We start from the raw sequence: 26,074 nt of genomic DNA, 5'->3' as shown, positions 1-26,074 counted from the left end.
TTGAAGGTGCGATTAGCTTTTGAGCAATATGTGTGGGCTGACGAAAATTGCTAGCAATTTTTGAGAAGCACATCATATTGTCGAAAAAGTTGTGCCTGAACTCCGAATTAGATAAAGTGATTGCGAGTGCGTTAAGGCCTGAGAAATAGTGAGGTAACATTTAAAAATTGTTTCTTAAATTTTTAAACTGTTACGAACTATTTCCGAAGGACTGCACTCAAAATCCGGATTAGATAAAGTGATTGCGAGTTTTAACAACTCTATATAATGCGTATATTTTTATAAACTATCTATTACAATGAAGATTTTGTCGTAGATAGTTTATTTTTTATTGTTAGCTTAATTCATCAGAAATCCAGTTACATCAAGGATGACAAGAATCTTGTCACTGGAAAAAGCGCAAGTGTAAGAGCTTAGCTAGCTATTGGGGTGTCATTGAATTATGCTAATTTCAGGAAGGAGAAAATGATGGAATTATCTGGAAATATAAAAAAGTTAAGAGCAGAAAATAAATTAACACAAGCGCAATTAGCGAAAAAATTAAACGTCTCAAGATCAACCATTTCGAGTTGGGAAACAGGAAGAAGTTTTCCTGATTTAGAAATGGTAATCGAGATTTGCGATTGTTTTAATCTATCGCTAGATTCCTTGTTGAGGGAGGACGAAAAGATGGTTAAAAAATTAAATTTTGGCATTAAACAAAAAAGATTATTGATTGCCTTATTGGTTATAGTTGGAATACTGTTACTAAATGGATTTATGAGTACTTTAGCTATTACCGCAACGCCTCAAAATTTAAAAATAAGTCAGGTTCAATTAACCCGTGATCATTATTATAATGGTCAGAATCCTGATAGAGATTGGAACACGATGGTGCACTTAAAAATGGCTTCCAAAAACCCGTTCTTAAAACCAAAAGTGGATGAACTCATTGTTTTTGAAGAGGAAGGAAATTTAATAGCAGATACGACATATACGTTTAATTTATTTAATATTTTTGATAGTAATAAAACAGTCGAGGGAATTCAGTCGGTGTTTATTAATCAAGAGGTTCGAAATGATGAGATAAGCTTGAAAGTTAAAGGTGATAGTAAGGGAACTATTGCAGTTCGGGTAGTGAATGTTAATGAATAGTTAGACACTGAAAAAAGAGAAAACACGAGTACTAGGGCCTACCTAGAACTCGTGTTTTTGCGTCTAATTTTGATAACTTTCCAATTCCGTACTAATCGTTTCCCATTCGTCCATCAAGTTCATTTGTTCTTCTTCAAGTGCTTCGACTTCGGCTTGTAAACGGCCTAATTCCGTATGATTTGATAAAATATCAGGACTCGTCATATCAAGATGACGTTGTTCGACTTCGACTTCAATTGCTTCTAAACGCGCTTCGATTTCGTCAATTTTACGTTGTAGTTTACGGGTTTCTCGTTGCACTTCTTTTGATTGATAAAAAGCGTTTTGAGAAGTTGGCGCACTTACCGTTGAATTAGTGGCTTGTTGCTGTTGTTCAGCTTTCAAACGTTCAATTTCCGCTAACTCCGCTTTTTTGGCAACATAATAATCGTAATCACCTAAGTATTCGGTTGTGCCGTTTTCACCAAGTTCAATCACTTTGGTAGCGATACGATTAATGAAGTAACGGTCATGCGAAACGAATAATAGGGTGCCTTCAAACTCAATTAAGGCGTCCTCTAAGACTTCTTTACTATCAATATCCAAGTGGTTGGTCGGCTCGTCGAGAATTAAGAAGTTTTGTTGATCCATTGATAATTTTGCTAGCGCCAAACGCGCTTTTTCACCACCACTTAGACTTGGTACAGCTTTCGTGACATCGTCGCCTGAAAATAAAAAGCTCCCTAAAATAGAGCGAATATCTTTTTCCGGCGTAGTGGGGTGTTCATCCCACAGTTCGTGCAGGACGGTTTTGTTTGAACGCAAGTCACTTTGTTCTTGATCGTAGTAACCAATCGCCACGTTCGTTCCAAAATGTGGTTGTCCTTTAATAAGCGTGTGTTTCCCAATTAGTGACTTCAGTAACGTTGATTTCCCAATTCCGTTTGGTCCGACTAAAGCAATCGCTTCTTGTTTACGCACGTCTAAGTTTATCGGTTCGGATAAAATTTCTTGGTCGTAGCCAATCGCAGCTTGTTCTAACTGCAGTACAACGTTCCCAGATGATTTTTCAACATTAAATTGAATGCGCGCTGATTTTTCGTCGCCCATCGGTTTGTCTAAGCGTTCCATTTTTTCTAGTTGTTTACGACGACTTTGCGCACGTTTAGTGGTACTAGCGCGGGCTAAGTTACGGGCAACAAAATCTTCTAGCTTGTTGATTTCATCTTGTTGTTTTTCAAAAGCTTTCCAATCTTGTTCTAGTTGCGCCGCTTTTAAATCTAAATATTTCGTGTAGTTGCCTTTATAATGCGTCATTTTGCGACGGCTAATTTCATAGACTTCATTTACCACTTTATCTAAGAAATAACGGTCATGCGAAACGATTAATAGCGCGCCACGGTAGTTTTGCAAGTAGTTTTCTAACCACGATAACGTGTCGATGTCTAAGTGATTCGTTGGCTCATCGAGAATGAGTAAATTTGGTTGTTCTAGCAACAGCTTCGCTAAGGCTAGACGGGTTTTTTGTCCTCCAGAAAGACTATTCACTGGGCGGTCATAGTAGCTTTCGTCAAAACGGAAGCCGTTTAAAATGGCCTTAATCTCAGCTTGATAAGTATAGCCGTTTTGTTCTTGGAATTGATGTTGTAAGCTGTCGTATTCCTTCATTAAACGTTGAGAGTCATCACTAGATAAATTAGGTTCCCCCATAGCTACTTCTAATGAGCGAATACGTTCTTCTAAGGCAATTAACTTAGCGAAGGTTTCAAGCATCGCGTCCCAAATCGTTTTCTCAGAAGTGAAGCCGGTGTTTTGGGCTAAATAGCCGATAGATAGACCTTTGGCTTTTGTCACTTGGCCGGCATCAGTTTGGTCAATTCCTGCGATTATTTTTAATAAGGTTGATTTTCCGGCACCATTGCGTCCAACTAGCGCGATTTTACTCGTGTCTTGGACGGTCAGTTGGATATGTTCAAATAGCACGTCGGCACCAAAATAGCGTGCGACATTGTTTGCTTGTAATAGAATCATCACGTGTCTCCTTTAAGTCTGTTAGTCTCAGTGTATCACAAAATCAAAGCGAATTAGAGTAAAATAATTTAGAAGAGAAGGAACACATTAATGTTCATTATTAATAGAGTGTTTATTATAAAAACTTCACAAATAAAGAGGGTTTGTTAGTTAGTTTGTGAAGAAATGATAAGTATTAAAGCTTTTAATGTGAAAAATCACTTAAAAAATGAACAATCTCAGTCTCAATTAGTGGCTTATTATAGTAAATGTTGGTATTATAATTATGTGATTAAGAGAGCAATAAGGCTTGTTTAGATAAGAAAGGAACAAAAAATATATGAAGAATCAATTAATCCCTCGAGCGACGGCGAAACGTTTACCGCTTTACTACCGATACTTAAAAGTATTGTTAGATTCGGGGAAAACAAAAGTATCATCGACTGAGTTAAGTGAAGCAGTGAAAGTAGATAGTGCCACTATTCGTCGTGACTTTTCATACTTTGGAGAATTAGGAAAACGTGGTTACGGCTACGATGTTGAAAGTTTATTAGAATTTTTTGGTCGCATGTTAACCGAAGACCGTTTAACAAGTGTGGCCTTAATCGGGGTTGGTAATTTAGGGAGTGCCTTATTAAAATATGGCTTCCACCAAAATAACAACATTCGTATTAGTGCTGCTTTTGATGTCAAAGAAGATATTGTGGGTCGTATCGTTGATGGTATCCCAGTTTACCCAATGTCTGATATGAAAGAACAAATTCAACAACAACAAATTGAAGTGGCGATTTTAACGATTCCTTCTGATAAAGCTCAAGATGTGGCGAATGAGTTATTTGAAGCAGGAATTCGCGGTATCATGAACTTCACACCAGTACGTTTGAATGCACCAGAAAATGTGCACGTTCAAAGTATTGACCTAACTAATGAATTACAAACCTTGATTTACTTCTTGAATCATTACAATGACAACGGTGAATCAGTAGAATAATTGATAATGTCCCTATCTGTTTAGTCATTTAACAGGTAGGGGCATTTTTGTTTCGAGTAAAAACTGTTTTTTTAATGGATATATATTATAATGGATAAAACACGATAAAGGACGTGATGTGATGAAAAAAAGAGTTAAGTTCCTAGCGATATTTACCTTAGTAATGTTGTTGTCCGCCTGTTCCCAAGATGCTACGAGTAAAGCTGACTTGAAAAAAGAACTAAATCTAGCCTACTCGTTGAAAGAACGCCAATACATGACGCTAAATACCGCCCAACTCATCATTGATTTGGATCGAGACGAAGTGTATTGGATAAGTCAATATCAAGAGAAAAATGAAAAAACTGCCGCTGGTTATACTATCACTGATAAAAAAACAACTTTAACAAATGTCAAAATTAAAAATACAGACGAAGAACTGACAATTACCGGTAAAAACGGAAATAAAGAAGAAACTCTCTCTTTTAAAAAAATAGAAAATAATCGCCTAGAAGATTCTGATGGGAATATTCTAGGGCCATAATCATAAGCGAACAAAAACACTGAATCATGTAGATTTAGTGTTTTTGTTCGCTTATATAGTATTTTACTTAGTTTTATTATGTCTATATCTGTTTTTTAGAGTTGTAATCCGAACATTAAAATAAAAATATTTATTAAAATTCGATTTTTAGTTGTTTTATAGACAAATTATAAATATAATGAAGATAAGATGAAGGGGGTAGCCACGTGAAATACTTTAAGGGATCAATTTTTCATACACCAACTCATGGTGAATTAGTTTATATTGAAGACGCATTAATCGTCGTGAATGAAACAGGTGAAATTCAAGCGGTTTATCAACCGACCGATGCTGAGTATCAAGCAACTTTAGCTGAGGCGCAAGAGAGTGATAACTTTTTATGTTTAGGAAAAGGTCAATATTTCTTACCAGGTTTTGTTGACTTACATGTTCATGCACCGCAATGGCCACAGGCAGGCGTTGCCTTAGATGAGCCGTTGAATCATTGGTTAGATGAATGTACGTTTCCGCTAGAAGCGAAATATGGTGATGTGACATTTGCTGAAACAGTCTATCAAGATTTGGTTGATCATTTATTAGCACGAGGGACCACAACGGTTTTATATTTTGCGACGGCACATTTAGAAGCAAGTTTAGCATTAGCTAAGATATGTGGCGAAAAAGGTCAGCGCGGTTTAGTGGGGAAAGTCGTGATGGATCATCCCGAGATGACACCTAGTTACTATCGTGATGATTCAGCGGCAAGCGCCTTAGCTGATACGGAGACCTTTATTCGTGAAGTACAAAAGATGGCAGAGCATGTGCCTCAAGGTGTTTATCCAGTTATTACCCCACGTTTTGTACCGAGCTGTACTGATGAAAGTTTAGCAGGACTTGGTGAACTAGCGCGTCAATATGATGTTCATGTTCAATCACATTGTAGTGAAGGCCAATGGGCGCATGATCACGTGATTGAGCGCTTTGGTAAGCGTGATACGGAAGTTTTAAGAGATTTTGGCTTGTTGACCGATAAGTCAGTGATGGCCCATTGCAACTTTATTGATGAGCACGACGGCGATATTTTTATCGAAACAGGAACCGCAGTGGCTCATTGTCCGATTTCTAATGCTTATTTTGCGAATGGGGCCTTACCGGTCAAACGTTTGAAAGCACAAGGTGTTGAAATGGGACTGGGAACGGATATTTCTGGCGGCTTCTCACCAAGTTTATGGGACAACATTAAACAGGCGGTGATTTCTTCGCGCATGTTAGAAGACGGTGTGGATGTAACGTTACCACAACCGATTCGTGGAGTGGCTTCTTCGCGTATTTCAGTAGTAGAGGCGTTCTCGTTAGCAACACAAGGTGGTGGTGAAGCGCTAAGTTTACCAATTGGTGTTTTAGCGCCAGGTTATATTTTTGATGCACAAGTTTTAGATATGAACGCACAAGCGAATCAAATTACCGGTTATGGTGTTTTTAATGAACCAGAAGCGCAATTACAAAAGTTATTATATTTGGCAACACCTGAAAACATTAAACAAGTATGGGTGCAAGGACAACTTGTACACCATCAATCATAGGAGGAATTATCAACGTGGAAGCACAATTAGAGCAGCAAGTAGCTAAAAAAGGTTTAACAGTCGGTGTTAATGATGATATTTCATTTGGTCAATCATTAATTTTAGGATTACAGCATGTATTGGCAATGGATGTTTACGTGCCACCATTTATCATTGCAACAGCAATTGGTATGTCATCACCGGATGCGGCTAGTTTAATTCAATCAACCTTCTTAGGGGCAGGGATTGCTTCTTTAATTCAAGTGCTATTCTTCTTGAAGTTGCCAGTCTGTCAGGGCCCATCGTTTGTGCCGATTGGGGCAATTGTCGGGATTTATTTAGGTTCTGGTGGGATGGCGTCGGTCTTAGGTTCAAGTATTGCGGGTGCCTTAGCGATTACCTTATTAGGATTCACCGGTATTTATAAACATATTGTCCGCCATTATATTCCTACTATAGTAAGTGGGACGATTATCATGATAGTTGGATTGACCTTGTTACCATCAGCTTTCAATAGTAATATTTATGTCGCAAGTGAGGCATTATCAATTAATCAAAATATTTTATTAGCAACCATTACGGCGGCTACGCTGATTTTATTTTCAATGTTGGGTGAGTATTTTACTAATTTGGGTAAAGTTTTTCGTATTAGTTCGGTCATTATTGCCTTGGCTATCGGATCATTAGCGGCATCATTCATGGGAGGATTAGATTTTTCTCCGGTTGCGGAAGCGTCATGGTTAAGTATGCCGAAATTAGCTTTCTTTGATTACGGTTTAACGTTTGATGTGTCGGCGATTTTGACGATGTTAATTATTTATATGGTCCTATTGGCTGAAACAACGGGTACGTGGTACGCAGTGAGCGCGGTGACGGGTGAAGACGTGAGTGACGAACAAATTAACAATGGGGTTATCGGTGAAGGAATAGGCTGCTTGTTAGCTGCTTTAGTAGGAACAACCCCTGTGACGGGTTACTCAACCAACGCTGGTATTATTTCGATTACCGGAGTGGCGAGTAAAAAAGTCTTCGTAATGGCGTCAGTATGGTTCATTCTATTCTCATTCGTCGGTAAGTTATCCGCTTTAATCCATGCGATTCCCTCTTCAGTCATCGGTGGTGTGTTTGCGGTAGTCTGTGTGATCATTATGTTAAGTGGTTTCCGCGTGATTAAGAATGAAGAATTTACTGAGCGTGAATTATATATTATTGGGGTGCCGTTAATCGTGGCAATTGGCTTGTTATTCATGCCAGCTGAAGTAAAACAAAGTGCGCCACAATTTATTCAATATTTATTAGATTCACCGATTGCCTTAAGCGCGATTGTGGCAGTAGTGATGAATAAATTGATTCCTAAAGAAAAAATTGTGAGAAGTTAAAGAGCTTGTTTAATAAGTTAGATAAGAGTGCCTTTTTATAGGTGCTCTTTTTTTGTTCGGCTTTTGCTAGATGATTAAAAATTAAAAATGTTCTCATTTTAATTTAATTTTATAATCTGTCTGAAAAATTTTTTATTAGAAATAATTAACGGAATAACCGAATATGTATTGTATTCATAAGGTTTCCCTTCTTGTTTAACGGATGAAAATTTTCTGTAATTTGATTAAAAGATTAAAAAAAGATTAAAAAAGTGTTGCTTTTAGATTAAAAAGGTATTAATATTATCTTTAACTTAATAAAAACACATTTTTTACGAGATGTTAGGGGGAATTTTATATGAAAAAACGAACATTGTACGGTACATTAGCCCTTTGTGGTTTGGTTTTAACAGGTTGTTATGGAGGAGAAGATAAAGCAGACGATAGTACGGCAACATCTGGCTCAGCAAGTGGAGATGCTGCGCAAGTCTTTAATTTAGTCGTACCTCAAGAAATGCCATCTGCTGACTTATCAGTAGCAACTGACACTATCAGTTTCACGGCATTAAACAATATTTATGAAGGACTTTATCGTTTAGACGAAAATAGTAAACCACAACCAGCTGGCGCAGCGGAAATGGCTGAAGTTAGTGAAGATGGTTTAACATACAAGATTAAATTAAGAGAAGATGCTAAATGGTCAAATGGTGACCCTGTAACTGCTGCAGATTATGTGTTTGCATGGCAACGTACAGTTAAACCTGAAACAGCTTCAGAATATGCTTACTTATATGAGCCAATTAAAAACGCAGCTGAAATCACAGCCGGCGACAAAGATCCTTCAGAATTAGGAATTAAAGCCAATGGTGATTACGAATTAGAAATCACATTAACAAAAGCAACACCTTACTTCGATTTCTTATTAGCATTCCCTTCATTCTTCCCACAAAATCAAAAAGTGGTTGAAGAATATGGCGACAAATACGCGTCTAATAGCGATTCAGCTGTTTACAACGGACCATTTACGTTAGCTGAATTCGATGGACCAGGAACTGATACTGAGTGGGAATACGAAAAAAATCCTGAGTACTGGGATGCTGATACAGTTAAACTGGACGAAATCAAAGTCAGCGTAGTAAAAGAATCTTCTACTTCACTTAACTTATTTAAAGATGGTCAAGCAGATGACGTTATCTTAAGTGGTGAGTTAGCACAACAAAACGCTAACGACGAAGCTTACCAATCAATGAGCGAAGCGCGTACAAGCTACTTAGAATTTAACCAACGTGAGAAAGATTCACCGTTTAACAACGTGAACTTACGTAAAGCAATCTCTTACGCTATCGACCGTGATGCCTTAGTTAATAACGTATTAGGTGATGGCTCAGTTGCTTCAACGGGTATCATCCCAGCTGATATGGCTTCTAATCCAGATACTAACGAAGACTTCGCAAAAGAAGCCGGCGCACAAGTTTCTTATGACGAAGCAAAAGCTAAAGAGTATTGGGAAAAAGCTAAGAGCGAGTTAGGGATTGATAAATTAGAGTTTGAATTGATGGCTTCTGATGACGATTCAACTAAGAAAGTAATTGAATATATTCAAAACGTTGTCCAAGAAACATTAGATGGTGTGAAAGTAACACCTACACCAGTACCGTTCTCAGTTCGTCTAGATCGTTCATCATCAGGTGACTTTGATGTGGTATTAGGTGGTTGGGGAGCTGATTACTCAGATCCAAGTAGTTTCACTGATTTATTCGTAACAGGGAACTCTTATAACCGTGGTGGTTGGAGCAATGAAGCGTATGACAAAGCAGTGAAAGCTTCATCTACAACGAATGCAGCTGATCCAGCAGCTCGTTGGCAAGATATGCTAGAAGCGTCACAAATCTTAGCGGATGACATGGGTGTAGTCCCAGTTTACCAAAGAGCAGAAGGTCACTTAATTAATCCTAGCGTGAAAGGTATCGTTCACCACGCTGCCGGCGCTTCATGGGATTACAAGTGGACATACGTTGAAGAATAAGCCCTTAATCATAGTGGAAAAAGTTGGAAGTTGGTTATAACAAAACAAAAAGGGTGTGACAGACTCAAGTCACACCCTTTGTTGTATTAAAAAGTTTAGTTTAAAAAGAAGGAATCAATAAAAGCAGTGACAAAATTAATAAAGGTAGACCGATTTTAAACCAAAATGAATAGGCACCCATGCCGACTTCAGACAACGCCATGTACGGAGTTTGCTTTTTATCTTTTCGTTTTGTACTTTCGCGAATGGAGCGTTGAAAGTTATCGAAAAAGCCAGAAGCAAAAACCCATAGTAGCGCCCCGATGATGATAAAAGGTAGTGCGACCATGAATAGCGTGTTAGATAGGTTGATGACGGTCAAGTTGTTTCTAACCAGTAACACAATGAGTGTTAATAAAAAAAGAAATAAAGAGAAAATATAAGAAGTGTGCTTTGTTTTCATACCACGTAAACTCCTAACAAGTTTTTTACTAAATGTATCGAAAAAAAGCGAAGTTGTCAAAAGAATAGGGGGAACAGAAAGTGAATAGTTTTATTAAGTATTTTTTACAACGTGTCTTCTTCGGATTAATTACTTTATGGTTGATTGCAACCGTGACATTTTTCCTGATGAAATTGTTACCGGGAACACCTTATACCAATGCGGAGCGTTTATCACCGGAAACCATTGCCATGTTAAATAAACAGGTCGGTTTAGACAAACCAACTATCGTTCAATATGGTATTTATTTAAAGAATTTGTTGCAAGGTGATTTTGGGATTTCATTCCAATTTAAAAATCAACCGGTAGCTAAATTGTTAGCAGGCAGAATTGGGCCATCACTACAATTAGGATTACAAGCAATTATTGTCGGAACATTTGTTGGGACGATTTTAGGCATGATTGCTGCAATGAGACAAAACTCTTGGGCTGATACAGGTTCAACGTTGATAGCGATTTTAGGTCGTTCAATTCCTAACTTCGTATTTGCGGTGTTATTACAATATATCTTCGCTGTAAAATTACAAGTTTTACCCATTGCGAAATGGCAAGGATTTGCTTATACCATTTTACCGACGATTGCTTTAGCGATGTCACCATTGGCAGATTCGGCGCGTTTTATTAGAACGGAGATGGTGGAAGTTTTACATAGTGATTATGTAGAATTGGCACGATCTAAAGGCTTGAGCCGTTGGCAAATTGCATTAAAACATGGCTTGCGTAACAGCTTGATTCCATTATTAACGTTATTAGGACCATTAGCGGTTGGCTTGATGACCGGTTCATTAGTTGTTGAAAATATATTTGCGATTCCTGGTATCGGGGAGCAATTTGTTAAATCTATTACAACCAATGACTATCCAACGATTATGGCAGTAACGATTTTGTATTCAGGTATGTTGATTTTCGTCATTTTATTAGTTGATTTACTTTACGGTATTGTGGATCCACGTATTCGTGTGACAGAAGGGAGTGCTAGTTAATGGAAATTAAAGCAGATAGCATTAATTATAAAGATATTGCGGCACTGCCCGCGTCCGATTTTGAAATGTTGGGTGATGTTGCCGTTGAAGAAAGAGAAATGATTACCGCGCCGTCTTTAACGTTTTTCCAAGATTCATGGCGTCGTTTGAAAAAAAATAAAGCGGCAGTGATTTCGATTATTGTCTTAGGATTGATTGTATTAACGTCAATTGTGACCATGTTTGTTTCACCTCATGATCCAACGAAGCAAAATGTTAACTATATTAACTTACCTCCACGTATTCCGGGTATTGATATTAACGGGTTTAACGGAAAAGCGATGGTTGCAGGTGAGTTAGTTGATAAATACGCACAAGCTAAAGTACCGGATAATGTGAATTTTTTCTTCGGGACAGATGGTTTAGGACGTGACGTGTTATCACGCTTATTCATGGGAACACGTATCTCACTACTGATTGCCTTAATCGCGGCAATGTTTGATATTATTATCGGCGTGACGTATGGCTTAATTTCTGGGCTAAAAGGTGGTCGCGTGGATAACTTGATGCAACGTTTCTTAGAAATCTTATCAGGTATTCCTAACTTAGTTGTCATGATTTTGATGTTAGTGTTATTAAAACCGGGGATTACGTCAATTATCGCAGCAATGGCGATTACGAACTGGATTCCAATGGCGCGTATTGTTCGTGCTCAAACGTTGAAATTAAAAGATCAAGAGTATGTACTAGCAGCGCAAACGTTAGGTGAAAGCAAATTAAAAATTGCCTTTAAACATATTTTGCCGAATATTTTGAGTGTAATTATTGTACAAATGATGTTTAGTATTCCAACCGCAATTTTCTTCGAAGCATTCTTAAGTTTCATCGGTTTAGGGTTAACCCCACCAAGTGCGTCACTAGGAATGATGTTGAGCGATGGGTACAAAACGTTCCAATACTTACCATACTTGCTATGGATTCCAGCTGTGACGTTATCAGTTATTATGATTGGTTTTAACTTACTAGCTGACGGCTTACGTGATGCGTTTGATCCAAAAATGAAGGAGTGACAATAATGAAAAAAATTCTTGAAGTAAAGGACTTACAAATTTCATTTGATACTTACGCCGGAAAGGTTCAAGCCATCCGCAATGTAAGTTTTGATTTAAATGAAGGTGAAACTCTGGCGATTGTAGGGGAGTCAGGGAGTGGTAAATCAGTTACAACCCGCAGTATTATGAAGTTGTTATCTAGTAATGCCAATATTGAGAACGGTCAAATTCTATTTAATGGCGAAGATTTAGTGAATAAAACAGAAAAAGAAATGCAAAAAATTCGTGGGAAAGAAATTGCGATGATTTTCCAAGATCCAATGACATCGCTTGATCCAACGATGCCGATTGGAAAACAAGTGGCAGAATCTTTGTTAATTCATACCGAGTTAACGAAAAAAGAAGCAATGGCCTCGGCTTTACGCTTACTTGAAATGGTTGGGATTCCCAATGCTGAAGAGCGTTTGAATCACTATCCACACCAGTTTTCAGGTGGTCAACGACAACGTATCGTCATTGCGATTGCTTTAATTTGTAATCCACAAATTATTATTGCAGATGAACCAACAACGGCCCTTGATGTAACCATTCAAGCGCAAATTTTAGAATTATTAAAAGACATTCAGTTAAAAATTAAGAGCTCGATTATTTTTATTACCCATGATTTAGGTGTGGTAGCCAATATCGCTGATCGCGTAGCCGTAATGTATGGGGGGAAAATTATCGAAGTGGGGACATCAGAAGAAATCTTCTATAACCCCCAACATCCTTACACTTGGGGGCTACTTGGTTCAATGCCAACGCTTGAAGGAGGCGAGGAACGTTTATATGCGATTCCTGGTTCACCACCGGATTTATTAAATCCACCAAAAGGCGACGCGTTTTATCCACGTAATGATTTTGCGTTAAAGATTGATAAAGAATTACAGCCGCCATTCTTTGAAGTGTCACCGACACATAAAGCAGCGACTTGGTTACTAGCGCCACAAGCGCCAAAAGTAACGCCACCAGCTGAAATTCAAAGACGTTGGGACAAATTTCGTAACGATCAACAAGCTGCCAAAGTAGCAGCAACCGAAAAAGAAGAGCCGACTGTGGTTGATATCGCAACAGCTCGACAAAAAATGGCTTAGGAGGAAGTACTTATGACAGAAAAAGTTTTATTAGATATTAAAAATCTGAAACAGTATTTTTCAGTAGGCCGCAACGTCGTGAAAGCTATTGATGATATTAGTTTCCAAATTTTCGAAGGTGAGACCTTTGGGCTTGTAGGTGAGTCAGGAAGTGGTAAATCTACAACAGGACGCTCAATTATTGGGTTAAACATACCAACAGATGGCACAATTGAATTTGACGGTCAAGATGTGACGAAAATTAAAAGTAAACAAGGCAAAAAAGACTTTCGACGTGAGGTGCAGATGATTTTCCAAGATCCGTACGCGTCACTTAATCCACGTATGAAAGTCCGTGATATTATCGCCGAAGGAATTGATGTTAATAAATTGGCGGCTAGTGAAGAAGAACGTAACATGATGGTCGATGACTTATTAAAAACAGTTGGCTTGAATCCAAGTCACGGGACGCGTTATCCGCATGAGTTCTCAGGCGGTCAACGTCAACGTATCGGGATTGCACGTGCGTTAGCTGTACAACCTAAATTTATCATCTGTGATGAGCCAATTTCAGCACTAGATGTGTCGATTCAAGCGCAAGTCGTGAACTTGCTGCAAGATTTGCAGGAAGAGCAAAAACTAACGTACTTGTTTATCGCCCATGATTTATCGATGGTAAAACATATTAGCGATCGTATCGGGGTCATGCACCACGGTAAGTTGCTAGAAGTTGGCACAAGTGATGAAATCTATAATTACGGTGTTCATCCGTATACGGAAAGCTTATTATCAGCGATTCCGCTACCGGATCCAGAGTATGAACGTTCACGTAAACGTCTGCACTACACACCAGAGCCAGAAGATGGCAAAGTGCGTGAGATGCATGAAATTGGTGAAGGGCATTTTATCTACTGTACGGAAGAAGAAGCGATTCTTTACCGTTCTAAATTAGAACAAAAAAAGCGCCAAACATTAGCTAGTTAATAATAGAAGTAAAAAGCGTTGAGATTTTTGATCTCAACGCTTTTTTATGGTAAGTTTTGCAACTTAATAAGATGTATTGCTCTGATGTTCAAATAATGATATCATTTGAATATTTAGAAGGAGGATTCTATGTCAATTTATCAAAGATTTATAGAAAATATTAAATTGAGGCGTTTTGTCGTGCTATTTAGTATTATTTTGTTACTATATCTTACAAAGTCGTTTATTAGTTATATTTTATTTACGTTTATTTTTACTTATTTGTTTTTATCTATCAAAAATTTGATTAGTAAACATGTTCCGCTTCCACCAAAACTCTTGATTTCGATTTTATATAGTTTAGTGGTGATGTTACTTTATATTGGACTGACTAAATATGTTCCTATCATTATTAATCAGTCGGTTCATTTGATAGAGACGATTACTGATTTTTACGCTAACGATGAAAGTATTAGACGCAATAATATTTCAGCTTGGATCATGAATTATTTAAGAGAACACAATATTTTTGAACAATTACAAAAAAGTACCTTTTTCCTTTTAGATTATTTAACAAGTGTCGGTCACTTTACGTTTAAATTCGTTATGTCTTTTGTGTTAAGTTTTTTCTATTGTATTGAAGAAGACCGAATGAAATCTTTTTCTCAAAAATTTTTAACAAGTGATCTGAGTTGGCTTTTTTCTGATATTTTATTTTTCTCGAAAAAATTTATTGGAACCTTTGGGGTTGTGATTGAAGCACAATTATTTATAGCGATATGTAATACGACGCTAATGATTATTCCGATGATGATTTTAGGATACGTACAAATTCCAAGTTTAGTCGTCATGATTTTTCTAATGAGTTTAATTCCTGTTGCGGGTGCTATTATTTCGACGATTCCATTGAGTTTTATAGCCTATTATCAAGGAGGCTTTGACTATGTATTTTATATGATTTTGATGATTGTTTTTATTCATCTATTTGAATCCTATTTCTTGAATCCTAAATTTATGTCGAACCGCACGCATTTACCAACGTTTTATACTTTTGTGGTGTTAGTTATCAGTGAGCAAGTTTTCGGGATTTGGGGCTTGATTGTCGGAATTCCAATTTTTGTCTTCTTCTTAGATATCATAAATGTTTCAAGAAGTAGCTAATCAAAGTGAAGTGTTAAAAGACTAGCTAAATGAAGAATTGTTTAGGTAGTCTTTTTTTGAGATATTTTAATATTGATCAAAATGATTAGATAGCTGGGGATAGATGTTATCATTTCATTAGAATAATACTTGGCAATAATAAAAAATCGTTTGACGAATGTCTCCTAGAGGTATAGAATAAATCTATTGATACGGTTTGGGTTGTTAGCTCAGTTGGTAGAGCAACGGACTCTTAATCCGTGGGTCGCGGGTTCGAACCCCACACAACCCATTGGGTGCCAAACCCACGAGACAGGTAAAGCCTTGGTGCGTAATGCATTTCGAAAAGGCTTTGCGCTGTCTCATTTTTTTATATAAACATTTAATGATGTTAGTTATTTTTATATACAAAAAAATACCTCTCAGTTAGACTAAGAGGTAAGGAGATTTTTTATTTACTTTGGAGGAGTAAATAATGAAAAAAGTTTTGTTAGGGTTGTTTATTGGTATGTATATAATATAACCCCGAAATGTGAAGAAAGTATGAATAAAAAGATTGAAAACAATGAAAAAATAAAGAAATAAAAAAGTTTTATCGTTATTTTATTATAATAGGAGGTTCTCTATGAAAAAAAGAATCGGTCTAATTGGTGTGGGCAACATTTCTCAAAAAGCTTATATGCCGATTATTCAAACATTAGTAGATTATGAATGGGTCCTGTATTCCAGAGATGAAGCGAGGTTAAACGATTTAAGACATCGTTATCAAATAAGTGAAGGTTATACGTCAATTTCAGAACTTATTGCTAGTAATTTGGATGCGTGTTTTGTTCAAAGTCCGACACCTACGCACTATCCAATTATTAAAGAGTTATTATTAGCCGGGATTTCAGTTTTTGTTGATAAACCTGTTTCGGAAGAATTTAGCGAGACACAAGAGTTGTTTGAGCTAGCTAATGAACGAGGATGCTTGTTATTTATTGGCTTTAACCGTCGCTATGCACCAAAAGTGAATCAATTAAAGCAAGAGTTACTAACGGACTTTCATGTGACCAGTTTTAAACATCGCATCAATCAACCACAACCGGTAAAGTTCGCGTTGTATGATTTATTTATCCATCCATTAGATACGTGTCTATTCTTGATGAATGCCGAAAAAGTTGAAGTGGTCTCAGTTGATGCACATCTCATTGAGGAGGAACTTCATTACATTTCCGTCCAATTAACTGATGGCATACATCATGCGACAGTCGCTATGAATTTAGTATCGGGTGCTAATCGTGAAGTTCTCGATGTTGGGACACCAAGTCAAACGATTGTCATCGAGAACCTAGAAAAAGAAACACGATATACGAGTGACGGACAGCAAATACAAACGTTTACTGACTGGGATACAACTTTATACAAACGTGGCTTTGAACCGATGATTCATGACTTTTTAAGGTCATTAGAGAATCATATCTTATCAAGTAATCAAGTCGCTACATTAGCGACGCATCGTTTAGTCGAGGAGATTTTAGCACAACTTAATGCATAGATGAATGGGCAAGTTTCGTCTAGTTAATATAGAAGAAGAGGTCTGATGGTTACCATCAGACCTCTTTTTGCTAGACATTTATTCTCCTTGATACCAAATGTCATGATAGTGTTCTTCGGCACTAAAAACTTTGGCAACGTAAGGACATGAAGGCAACACTTGCAGGTGTTCATGGCGAGCATAATCTGTTAGAGCCTCAACTAAGCGTAATCCTAAATCTTGACCGCGGTACTCAGGGATGATGAATGTATGATTAGCATCAATCACTTGTTCATTGTGAGGGACAAAAGTTAATTTTCCAATTTCTTGGTGATTATCATATAAAACAAAGGTTTGATCGACTTGTTTGATTTCCATAGCTAGCCTCCTAATTTAGTTGTTAAGAATAGTTTACGTGACGATTAGGTTTTTTGTCTTGTAAAGTGTCTGATTTCTTTTTCAACCTTTTGAATCATTTGGTATAATGAAAGGATGATATTCGGTCAAAAGGAGGTTTTCACATGAAGTTTTTACATACAGCGGATTGGCATATTGGTAAAAAAATAAAAGGCTATTCATTATTAGAAGAACAATTAGAGGCATACGAGCAAGTGTTGCATATTGCTGACAAGCATCAAGTTGAGGCGGTAGTAATCGCCGGGGACTTATATGACCGCAGTGTGCCATCGGTTGAAGCGATTGAATTGTTTAATCAGATGGTACAAACAATTAATTTGGAAAAAAGATGGCCGCTACTAGCTATTTCAGGAAATCACGACAGTGCGATTCGTTTAGAAGCAGGTGGTCCGTGGTATGAAGCGACACAATTCCATCTAAATACGCGCTTGGCGCAAGCGTTCAAACCGATTGTTTTAGGTAATACGCAATTTTTCTTATTACCCTATTTTGAGCCATTTGAGGCGCGTCAATATTTTGAAGATGAGTCACTAAAAACAATTCAAACAGCAATGGAACGCGTTGTTGAGGAGATGACAGCACAATTTGATCCTAATTATCAGCACGTGTTAGTAGCGCACTTTTTTGCGGCAGGTAGTGAACGATCTGATTCAGAAACAGCTGTGACAGTGGGTGGTTTGGATAATGTGTCGGTTAGTCTGTTAGAAGAGCATTTTGATTATGTCGCTCTGGGTCACTTGCATAATCGCCATGCTTTACATAACGAAACAGTTAAATACAGCGGCACGTTATTAAAATATTCACTGTCAGAAGTCAACCAAAAAAAAGGGGTTTGGATTGTGACGTTGGAAGATGGGAAAGTGACGTTAGAGTTTGAACCGATTAAGCCATTACGTGATGTTGAGGTCATTGAAGGCTCCTTTAGTGAGTTATTGTCACCAGAGTTTTATGAAAAAGTAAATCGTGATAATTACTTGGGAGTGCGTCTGACTGACCGTGAAGTGATTCCGAATGTGATGAATCAGTTAACGAAAGTTTATCCTAAAATTATCCAACTTGACCGCGTTAATGGGCGCGATCGTCAAAGTATCAGTAGTATGAGCCAGTCAGATTTGCAAAAACAAGATCCGTTGACGTTGTTTGGAGATTTTTTTAAAGAAATGACCGAGAGTCCTTTAAGTGAGTTTCAACAAACCGTTTTAACTGAAACAATCCAGTTGACTAATAAGGAGGGCGAGTAGATGAAACCAGTTCGTTTAGTCATGCAAAATTTTGGCCCGTATCGTGAGCAGATGATTGATTTTGAACAGTTTGCTGAAGCGCCGTTATTTTTAATTAGTGGTAAGACGGGTTCGGGAAAAACGACGATTTTTGATGGTATGTGTTATGCCTTATACGGTGAAACAACAGGTGGTGTGCGTGCGGCGCAAGATATGCGCTCGAATTTTGCAGATCCAACCGCTCCAACGCGTGTCGAATTTGTGTTTGAACATCAAGGAACGTATTATGAAGTGACACGCGAACCCAAGCAGATTTTGGCGAAGAAAAAAGGTGAAGGCACGACCGAAAAACCAGCTAAAGTCACGTTTTCACAATTAAGTCAGGCGGGTGAGCCGTTAAATCAACTGACAAAAGCTAACGAGGTCAATCAAGCAATCGATGAGTTACTTCATTTGACTGCGAGTCAGTTTACGCAAATCATCTTGCTACCACAAGGGGAGTTTCGTCGTTTCTTAAATGCGAGCAGTGATGAGAAAGAACGCGTGCTGCGTCGTTTATTTAGCACGAATTTTTATAATCAAGTGGCTGAAAAACTCAAGCAAACAAAGAAAAATGAAACGAAACGACTGGCTGAAGATGAACAAAAAATTGACTGGTTATTTGGGCAAATTAATTTTGATGAAGCATTTCAAGCACGCTTTGATGAAACAGAAGTGGTCAACGAGCGCTTAGCACTGGTCGATCAGCAAAACCAGTTGTTCCAACAGCAAGCTGATAATCTGTCGGTGCAAGTCAGTGTGTTAGAAAGTGAGCGCAAAAAAATTGAACAAAGCTTGAATCAAGCCGAACAACTTGTAGCGATGTTTGAACAACAAGGCGATTTGCAGGCATCACTAACACGTTTAGCAGAAGAAGAGCCTGAAATTTTAGGTTTACAACAACAAGTCCAATATTGGGAATGGTTAGAAAAACATCAAGCTAGTTTGCGACAACTAACGAAAGAAGAACAATTTGTAGTGCAAAGTCAAACAGCTAAACAAATGGCAGAAGAGGATGTAGCTACTTTAGCGGTGGATTTAAAGACAGCTCAAGTACGTTTAGAAGAACTAACAAGCCAAGCCGATGAGATGGCAAAGCGCCAAAGACAAGCGGATGAGCTAGCCCGTTTATTACCTAAAATTGATGAATTGGCAACATTGCAAACGACTGTCAAACAAGCCGAGCAAGAACTATTAACCATTGAACAAACGGCGCAAGACTTGAGTGAGCAACAACAAACTATCACGACGAAAATCGAAGAACATCAAGCCCAACTAGCGCAAGAAACGGACTTAGTAAAAGAGTTAGCATCCGTTCAAGCGAGTTTAACAGCATTAACACAACAAGTCCAAATGTGGCAACAACTTGCGGATGATTATCAACAGTATCAAGTCTTACAAGCTGATATCACTAAGCAAGCAGACAAACTAGCGAGTGATGCTCAACAAGCAAACGAAGCGAAAGCTTTTTATCAACAAAAAAAATCACACGCAGCGAGTTTACAGATTGCTCGTTTGAGCTTAGATTTAATGCCGGGTGAAGCTTGTCCAGTTTGCGGAAGCCTAGATCACCCAAATCCTCATCAAGCGACGGAATGGTCAGTTGAAGCAATCACGGCAGCTGAATTAGCAGTTGAACAAGCTGAAGCAACTTATTTAGCGCAAGAAAAACAATTAGCGAGTGGTACAGAACTAGCACAACAATTAGCCAGTCAAGCGGAAATTAAGCAAGCTGAATTAATAACGAAATGGCAAACATTACAACCTGATGGACAAATAGAGCGGACATTAGCTGAGTTGTCACAAGTGACGGCGCAAGCGTTAGCGGACTTATCAGAACAACAAATAGCGTCTCAAACACAAGCGGAACAGCTTGAGCAGACCTTAGCCGGATTGGCGCAAGTCAAAATGATGCAAACTAAGTTACAAGATGAGTTGGCAACCGTGGCCGAACAACAAGATGAGATAATAAGTCGACAACAGCCACTTTCCCAACAAGTGACCACCCTGCAAGGTCAGATGGTCCAATTAGCTAAAGAAGTCCCTAGTGATTGGCAAACAGTCGACTACCAGGCGCGACAAGCCCAGTTACAAGCTGAATATGAGGCGTGGCAACAAGCTGAACAAGCAGCTAAACAGGCGCAACAAACCTTGAAAGAACAGCACTTATTAGCAGAAGAAAAATTAGTACATCAGACCGAGCAGCTACTGAAAGCAACGCAGCGATTAGCGGAATTAAGTCAAGAATTAGAGACAGCGCTAGTAGCTAGCCCGTTTGATAAAACTATTGCCGAGATGCGTGCAGATGAGCCGTTGATTGCCCAACTAGCATCAACGCAAGCGCTAATTAATCAGCATGAACAAACAAAACAAAAACAAGAAGTTTTACTGGAACAAGTCACGCGTCAATTAGCAGACCAAACCTATCCAGATATGTCGCTTATTAAAGCACAGCAGCAAGCGAATCAAGAAGCCTTAGCGCTTAAACAAAATCTAGTCAGTGTTGCCCAACAAGCGATTCAACATAATCAAACGATTTATCGCCAAATTGCGGCCCAACATCAACAGCTACAAACCGAATGGGAGCAATTGGCCGAATTGACGATGTTAGCTGATGTCGCTAACGGTGATGGGAAGTATAAATTAAGTTTTGAGCGTTACGTGTTGCAGATTTATTTCTTAGAAACGTTAAAAATCGCCAACCAAAAACTGCAAAAATTAACGAATAATCGTTATAGCTTTGAATTAGAAGACAAGTTTGGAACTTACGGGAAAAACACTGGCCTGGAGCTAAACGTCTATGATGATAATGTCGGAGCAACTCGTAGCGTCAATACATTATCAGGAGGCGAAAGTTTTGTGGCGGCGTTATCGTTGTCATTAGCATTGGGTGAAGTGATGCAAGCACAGGCAGGTGGTATTCGCGTGGATGCCTTATTTATTGATGAAGGTTTTGGCTCGCTTGATGAAGAGTCATTAGAGATGGCGATTGAAGCGTTGGAGCTAGTCGAAAGCAAAGGACGTATGATTGGTATTATTAGTCACGTGAAGGAACTTAAAGAACGCATTCCGCAGCAATTGCAAGTGGAAGCCGGAGCGGCCGGTGAAAGTCGCGTTCATTATCAAATACAGGAAGGATAGCGATAATTCATGAGATGGTCAATACCAGAACGTTTTATCCAAAGAGGGCGCGCTTATGTTGATGAGGGGCGTGTCACCAAATTAAGTTATGATCGTCAATTAGAAGAATGGTATGCGGAGGTTATCGGTACTAAGCGCTATCAAGTCATTTTGGATGGCACGGTGAAGGAACAGGACTGTTGTAACTGTCCAGCGTGGGAGTCGCGCGGTTACTGTAAACACACGGTGGCGGTTGAATTGTATTTGCGTGATCAAGGATACAATCGTGTGATGAGTCAAAATCATTCCTTGCAAGCATTAGAAAAATCACCAAATGTGTCCGAAAAATTGATTAGTGAGCTAAACGACCAGTTGACCAAAGTATCGCAAGATGTTCCACCTATGCAGATTGAAGTGTTATTGGAAAGTAATGGTGGTATGTTTGATAGTCCCGACAATCAGACGTTAATGGTCAGCTTACGTGCGGGTTATCGTGATGGAAAAATGTACATGGTACGTAATATCTCGTTATTTCTACTTAAGTATTATCAAGCTGACTTTTATGAAACAAAGCAAGCAACGTACTATCTGGGTGAGCATGCGTTTGATCGTGCTAGTCAGAAAGTATTAGCTGATTTATGTAGCTTAGTGAGACATCAAGAAAAATTACTCGATAATCATCGAGGGTATTCGGTACCAGCAAAAAGTTTATTGTTGCCAAAGTTTATGTTGAAACAGTGGCTAAGAGCGGAGGATGATGTCCGTGATTTAATTGAGTGTCGCGTGGCAGGTGCATTAGGAATTTCAAGTCAGTGGGGGCAAATCAATCCTTATGCTACCGTGATTTCAGAAGATGAAAACGAGACGTTGACCGTCGAGATGTTACCGACATTTGATGCTTTTTTTCCAGAAGAAGGTTACTTTTGTCGTGGGGGACTATTTAGCGAACTGAATCCGCAACAACTAAGGATTTTTACTGAGTTCCAGCATACATTGAAAAAAGTTCCAGCATTTAAACTAGTGTTTACCAACGAACAACGCCAAGCTTTTTTTGATGTGATTTATCCGCAATTGAAACAGATTAGTGATACCCACTTTGATGATCAATTGGCGTTGGAATGGGTCGATGAACCATTGAAATCTGTGCTTACTTTGCAGATTAGTGGGAAGCAATTGGTGGCAGATGTTCGTTTTAATTATGCTGACTATGTATTTAACTATCCTGAGAACGGGACGGGCGATTATCAAGTGATCGTGCAACGTGATAGCTTGCAAGAAAAACGTTTAGTTCAACAGTTAGAAAACTATGGTTTCAAAGTTAAAAGGGACTCTTTACAACGCGTTTTCCCGAAAAAGGAAGCCTTGTATGAATTTTTTACGAGTGAATTGCCAGTATATCGTGACCACTTCGACGAGGTACTAGTGGCGGATGATTTACAAGAACTGTTCTTAGAAGGAATGAAGTACCAACCGGATATTACGATTGATGTGGAGAGTTCGTGGTTAGATATTAAATTTGATATTTCGGGTATTTCCGAACAAGAAGTGGATGGCATTTTGACGAGCTTATTAAAAGGGAAAAATTTCCATACCTTAGCTAACGGCCAAATGATTACTTTAGAAAATGAGCCATATCAACGTTTAGCCGATCATCTGAAAAAATTGGCGAGTCGTCCTGACTTTAAGCTAGGTCATCTACAACTGCCTAAGTATCAAAGTATTGTATTGGCTCAACAACTAGCTGATACCAATAATGTGACGTTACAGCCAGCATTTGAGCAGATGATTCATGATTTACGTGAATTTGAAACAAGCGAGTTAGCTGTGCCGTCTCAGTTTAACGGGGAATTACGACCGTATCAATTAACAGGTTATCGTTGGATGGCGATGTTACAAGATTATGGTTTTGGTGGAATTTTAGCCGACGATATGGGATTAGGGAAAACCATACAAACGATTAGTTATTGCCTACATATCAAAGAAACACCGTCAGAACCGATTTTAATTATCGCACCAGCAAGTCTTGTTTATAATTGGAAAAAAGAATTTGAACGTTTTGCTCCTAGCATGAAGGTGGCGGTTATTAACGGGGATGTCGCTAGTCGTCAGGCACTGTTAGAACAGTGGTCTGATTTTGATGTGCTTTTGACTTCTTATGGCACTTATCGTCAAGATGAGGATAAGTACCGAAGGCATCAGTGTCATACATTGTTTTTAGACGAGGCACAAATGGTCAAAAATACCAACACTAAAACGTTCCAAGCAATCAAACGTGTGAAAGCTCAGCAACGTTTTGCCCTTAGTGGCACTCCGATTGAAAATCGTGTGGATGAGATTTGGGCATTATTCTACTTATTGATGCCGGGGTTATTACCATCATTCAAACAATTTCAATCACTGTCGACCGAAGAAATTCGTCATTTGATTCGTCCGTTTATTTTACGTAGAACGAAGCAAGAAGTTTTGACGGAATTGCCCGATAAAGTTGAAACAACGATTTATAGCGAGTTAACACCAGAACAAAAAGTCGTTTACTTAGCGCAATTAAAAGAAATTCAAGAACAGATGAGTGGTATGAATACTGAACAATTTCGTGAGAATCGTTTTAGTATTTTATCAGGGATTACCCGTTTACGCCAAATTTGTTGTAGTCCAGCGTTATTTATGCCGGATTATCACGGTGAATCAGGTAAGTTAAAACAACTTGAGGCTTTAGTTGAATCGGCTTTAGCAAGTGGTCGTCGCATGTTAATCTTCTCCCAGTTTACAAGTATGTTGTCGATTATTGAGGCGCGTTTAGCGAAAATGGGACAAGAAGTCTTTTATTTACGAGGCAGTACTTCAAGTGCTAAGCGTCAGGAAATGGTCGATGCCTTTAATGATGGTCAGCATTCGATTTTCCTGATTTCGCTAAAAGCAGGCGGCACCGGTCTGAATTTAACGGGAGCTGATACGGTTATTTTATATGATCTATGGTGGAATCCGGCTGTCGAAGAGCAAGCGACCGGACGCGCGCATCGTATGGGACAAGAAAAAGAAGTCGAAGTTTGGCGTTTAGTGGCAGAGGGCACAATTGAAGAAAAAATTGTTAGTTTGCAAGCACAAAAGAAAAGTCTCTTCACAGATATTTTAGGTTCAAGTGCGACGCAATTGACAGAAGAAGATATAAGACAGTTGTTATTGGAATAATGATGCTGGCAGCTACTGGAATGTTTCTTTGAAACGATACTAGTACCCGAACGTCCGATTTTTTGATATGATGAAACTAATGAGTGAAGGAGGCAGATCAACGTGAAAAAAATAATGACGGTTTTCGGGACGCGCCCGGAAGCAATAAAAATGAGCCCCTTAGTGAAGGAACTAGAAAGCCGTGATAACATTGAAACGATCGTGTGTGTCACGGGTCAGCATAAAGAAATGTTGCATCAAGTATTGAGTGTGTTTGACATTGCACCAGACTACGATTTAGAAATTATGAAGCATAATCAAGATTTATTCGATGTGACGATGGCTATTTTAGATCGTATTAAACCGATATTAGTCGCAGAACAGCCTGATGTCGTGTTAGTACATGGTGATACATCAACGACATTTGCGACGGCCTTAGCGTGTTTTTATCTAAGAATTCCAGTCGGACATGTTGAAGCGGGACTTAGAACCCATAATATATATTCTCCTTATCCAGAAGAATTCAATCGTCAAGCAGTTGGGCTAGTGTCAGCCTTTAATTTCGCTCCAACCGAGCAAGCAAAAGCGAATTTGTTGAAGGAAGGCAAAGACGAAGCGAGCATCTTTGTTACGGGAAATACCGCGATTGATGCCCTGGCGACAACAGTCAACGGTGATTATCGTCATGAAGTGCTGGATTGGGTAGATGATGCGCGTTTAATTACGATTACCGCGCACCGTCGTGAAAACTTAGGTGAACCAATGCGCCATATGTTTAAAGCAATTCGTCGTGTGGTCGATGAATACCCGGATATTAAAGTGGTCTATCCTATCCACATGAACCCCAAAATTCGTGAACTAGCAGATGAATTTTTTGGTGATTCTGATCAGATGAAAATTATCCCACCGCTTGAAGTGGTAGAGTTTCATAATTTATTGGCAAATAGTTACTTAATCCTAACTGATAGCGGTGGCATTCAAGAAGAAGCCCCATCGTTAGGTAAACCAGTGTTGGTGATGCGCGACACGACCGAACGACCAGAAGGGATAGCAGCAGGTACCTTGAAATTAGTTGGAACAGAAGAAACAACGATTTATGAAAACTTCAAGTTATTGTTAGATGATGACGCGACGTATCAAACAATGTCTGTAGCAGCTAACCCGTATGGTGATGGTACTGCCAGCCGCCAAATTGTTGATATTTTGTTAGAAAAGTTAAGTTAATTTATCAAAAGTAGTAACGATGAGAGGAGTCGTTGCTACTTTTTATTTTGGAAAGTTGAACAAAGGGCTTTGCTTTACAACCCTCGTTTATTTTGCTT

At 38.6% G+C, this 26,074-nt stretch carries 19 protein-coding genes and 1 tRNA gene; 17 read left to right on the top strand and 3 right to left on the bottom strand.

Translation table 11 applies throughout. The features are described 5' to 3' along the window. Positions 1 to 465 precede the first annotated feature (465 nt). On the top strand, positions 466 to 1,134 hold the full coding sequence (locus FA707_RS09920) for a helix-turn-helix transcriptional regulator (RefSeq protein WP_136954048.1): 669 nt from the start codon (positions 466 to 468) through the stop codon (positions 1,132 to 1,134). Positions 1,135 to 1,197: 63 nt separating this feature from the next. Here the strand turns inward: FA707_RS09920 and FA707_RS09915 are convergent, their stop codons facing one another. Continuing rightward, complete coding sequence (locus tag FA707_RS09915; RefSeq protein WP_136954047.1) at positions 1,198 to 3,144, bottom strand: ABC-F family ATP-binding cassette domain-containing protein; 1,947 nt, start codon at positions 3,142 to 3,144, stop codon at positions 1,198 to 1,200. Between the two features lie 319 nt (positions 3,145 to 3,463). On the opposite strand from FA707_RS09915, the gene FA707_RS09910 reads away from it, so the two are divergent. From FA707_RS09910 to FA707_RS09890, 5 genes are all read left to right on the top strand, one after another. Further along, on the top strand, positions 3,464 to 4,114 hold the full coding sequence (locus FA707_RS09910; protein ID WP_136954046.1) for a redox-sensing transcriptional repressor Rex: 651 nt from the start codon (positions 3,464 to 3,466) through the stop codon (positions 4,112 to 4,114). 121 nt (positions 4,115 to 4,235) lie between these two features. After that, positions 4,236 to 4,637, top strand: coding sequence for a hypothetical protein (locus FA707_RS09905; RefSeq protein ID WP_136954045.1), 402 nt, complete (start codon positions 4,236 to 4,238; stop codon positions 4,635 to 4,637). A 206-nt stretch (positions 4,638 to 4,843) separates the two neighbouring features. Next, positions 4,844 to 6,199, top strand: a complete 1,356-nt coding sequence (guaD, locus tag FA707_RS09900) for a guanine deaminase (RefSeq protein ID WP_136954044.1) — start codon at positions 4,844 to 4,846, stop codon at positions 6,197 to 6,199. A 14-nt stretch (positions 6,200 to 6,213) separates the two neighbouring features. Next, positions 6,214 to 7,557, top strand: coding sequence for a uracil-xanthine permease family protein (locus tag FA707_RS09895; RefSeq protein WP_246032322.1), 1,344 nt, complete (start codon positions 6,214 to 6,216; stop codon positions 7,555 to 7,557). Between the two features lie 337 nt (positions 7,558 to 7,894). After that, complete coding sequence (locus FA707_RS09890) at positions 7,895 to 9,562, top strand: peptide ABC transporter substrate-binding protein (RefSeq protein ID WP_136954042.1); 1,668 nt, start codon at positions 7,895 to 7,897, stop codon at positions 9,560 to 9,562. Between the two features lie 100 nt (positions 9,563 to 9,662). On the opposite strand, the gene FA707_RS09885 is transcribed toward FA707_RS09890, so the two are convergent. Continuing rightward, the gene (locus FA707_RS09885; protein ID WP_136954041.1) at positions 9,663 to 10,004 is read right to left on the bottom strand and encodes a DUF3899 domain-containing protein; all 342 of its coding nucleotides are present in this window, start codon (positions 10,002 to 10,004) and stop codon (positions 9,663 to 9,665) included. Positions 10,005 to 10,084: 80 nt separating this feature from the next. Between FA707_RS09885 and opp3b the strand changes: the two genes are divergently transcribed. From opp3b to FA707_RS09850, 7 genes are all read left to right on the top strand, one after another. Beyond that, entirely contained in the window at positions 10,085 to 11,026 is a 942-nt protein-coding gene (gene opp3b / locus FA707_RS09880) for an oligopeptide ABC transporter permease (RefSeq protein ID WP_136954040.1), read from the top strand. Beyond that, positions 11,026 to 12,075, top strand: coding sequence for an oligopeptide ABC transporter permease (gene opp3C / locus FA707_RS09875; RefSeq protein ID WP_136954039.1), 1,050 nt, complete (start codon positions 11,026 to 11,028; stop codon positions 12,073 to 12,075). The genes opp3b and opp3C overlap by 1 nt, the downstream gene beginning before the upstream one ends. A 5-nt stretch (positions 12,076 to 12,080) precedes the next feature. Beyond that, complete coding sequence (locus tag FA707_RS09870; protein ID WP_136954038.1) at positions 12,081 to 13,190, top strand: ABC transporter ATP-binding protein; 1,110 nt, start codon at positions 12,081 to 12,083, stop codon at positions 13,188 to 13,190. A 12-nt stretch (positions 13,191 to 13,202) separates the two neighbouring features. After that, on the top strand, positions 13,203 to 14,153 hold the full coding sequence (locus tag FA707_RS09865; protein ID WP_136954037.1) for an ABC transporter ATP-binding protein: 951 nt from the start codon (positions 13,203 to 13,205) through the stop codon (positions 14,151 to 14,153). Positions 14,154 to 14,282: 129 nt separating this feature from the next. Next, positions 14,283 to 15,293, top strand: a complete 1,011-nt coding sequence (locus FA707_RS09860; protein ID WP_136954036.1) for an AI-2E family transporter — start codon at positions 14,283 to 14,285, stop codon at positions 15,291 to 15,293. A 198-nt stretch (positions 15,294 to 15,491) separates the two neighbouring features. Further along, positions 15,492 to 15,564: transfer RNA gene (locus FA707_RS09855), tRNA-Lys, on the top strand. Between the two features lie 333 nt (positions 15,565 to 15,897). Further along, on the top strand, positions 15,898 to 16,809 hold the full coding sequence (locus FA707_RS09850) for a Gfo/Idh/MocA family protein (protein ID WP_136954035.1): 912 nt from the start codon (positions 15,898 to 15,900) through the stop codon (positions 16,807 to 16,809). 78 nt (positions 16,810 to 16,887) lie between these two features. Here the strand turns inward: FA707_RS09850 and FA707_RS09845 are convergent, their stop codons facing one another. Next, positions 16,888 to 17,166: a GNAT family N-acetyltransferase gene (locus FA707_RS09845; protein WP_136954034.1), complete on the bottom strand. Its 279-nt coding sequence runs from the start codon at positions 17,164 to 17,166 to the stop codon at positions 16,888 to 16,890. 143 nt (positions 17,167 to 17,309) lie between these two features. Between FA707_RS09845 and FA707_RS09840 the strand changes: the two genes are divergently transcribed. The 4 genes from FA707_RS09840 to wecB all read left to right on the top strand — a co-directional run bounded on the left by FA707_RS09840 (position 17,310) and on the right by wecB (position 25,976). Then, on the top strand, positions 17,310 to 18,446 hold the full coding sequence (locus FA707_RS09840; RefSeq protein ID WP_136954033.1) for an exonuclease SbcCD subunit D: 1,137 nt from the start codon (positions 17,310 to 17,312) through the stop codon (positions 18,444 to 18,446). Continuing rightward, positions 18,447 to 21,605, top strand: a complete 3,159-nt coding sequence (locus tag FA707_RS09835) for an AAA family ATPase (protein WP_136954032.1) — start codon at positions 18,447 to 18,449, stop codon at positions 21,603 to 21,605. Between the two features lie 9 nt (positions 21,606 to 21,614). Continuing rightward, positions 21,615 to 24,773: a DEAD/DEAH box helicase gene (locus FA707_RS09830; RefSeq protein ID WP_136954031.1), complete on the top strand. Its 3,159-nt coding sequence runs from the start codon at positions 21,615 to 21,617 to the stop codon at positions 24,771 to 24,773. 102 nt (positions 24,774 to 24,875) lie between these two features. Beyond that, on the top strand, positions 24,876 to 25,976 hold the full coding sequence (gene wecB, locus FA707_RS09825) for a non-hydrolyzing UDP-N-acetylglucosamine 2-epimerase (protein WP_136954030.1): 1,101 nt from the start codon (positions 24,876 to 24,878) through the stop codon (positions 25,974 to 25,976). The last annotated feature ends 98 nt before the right edge of the window (positions 25,977 to 26,074 follow it).

Source organism: Vagococcus zengguangii, from assembly GCF_005145005.1.
Classification (GTDB): domain Bacteria; phylum Bacillota; class Bacilli; order Lactobacillales; family Vagococcaceae; genus Vagococcus_A; species Vagococcus_A zengguangii.
This window is presented reverse-complemented; position numbering and strand designations above follow the sequence as displayed.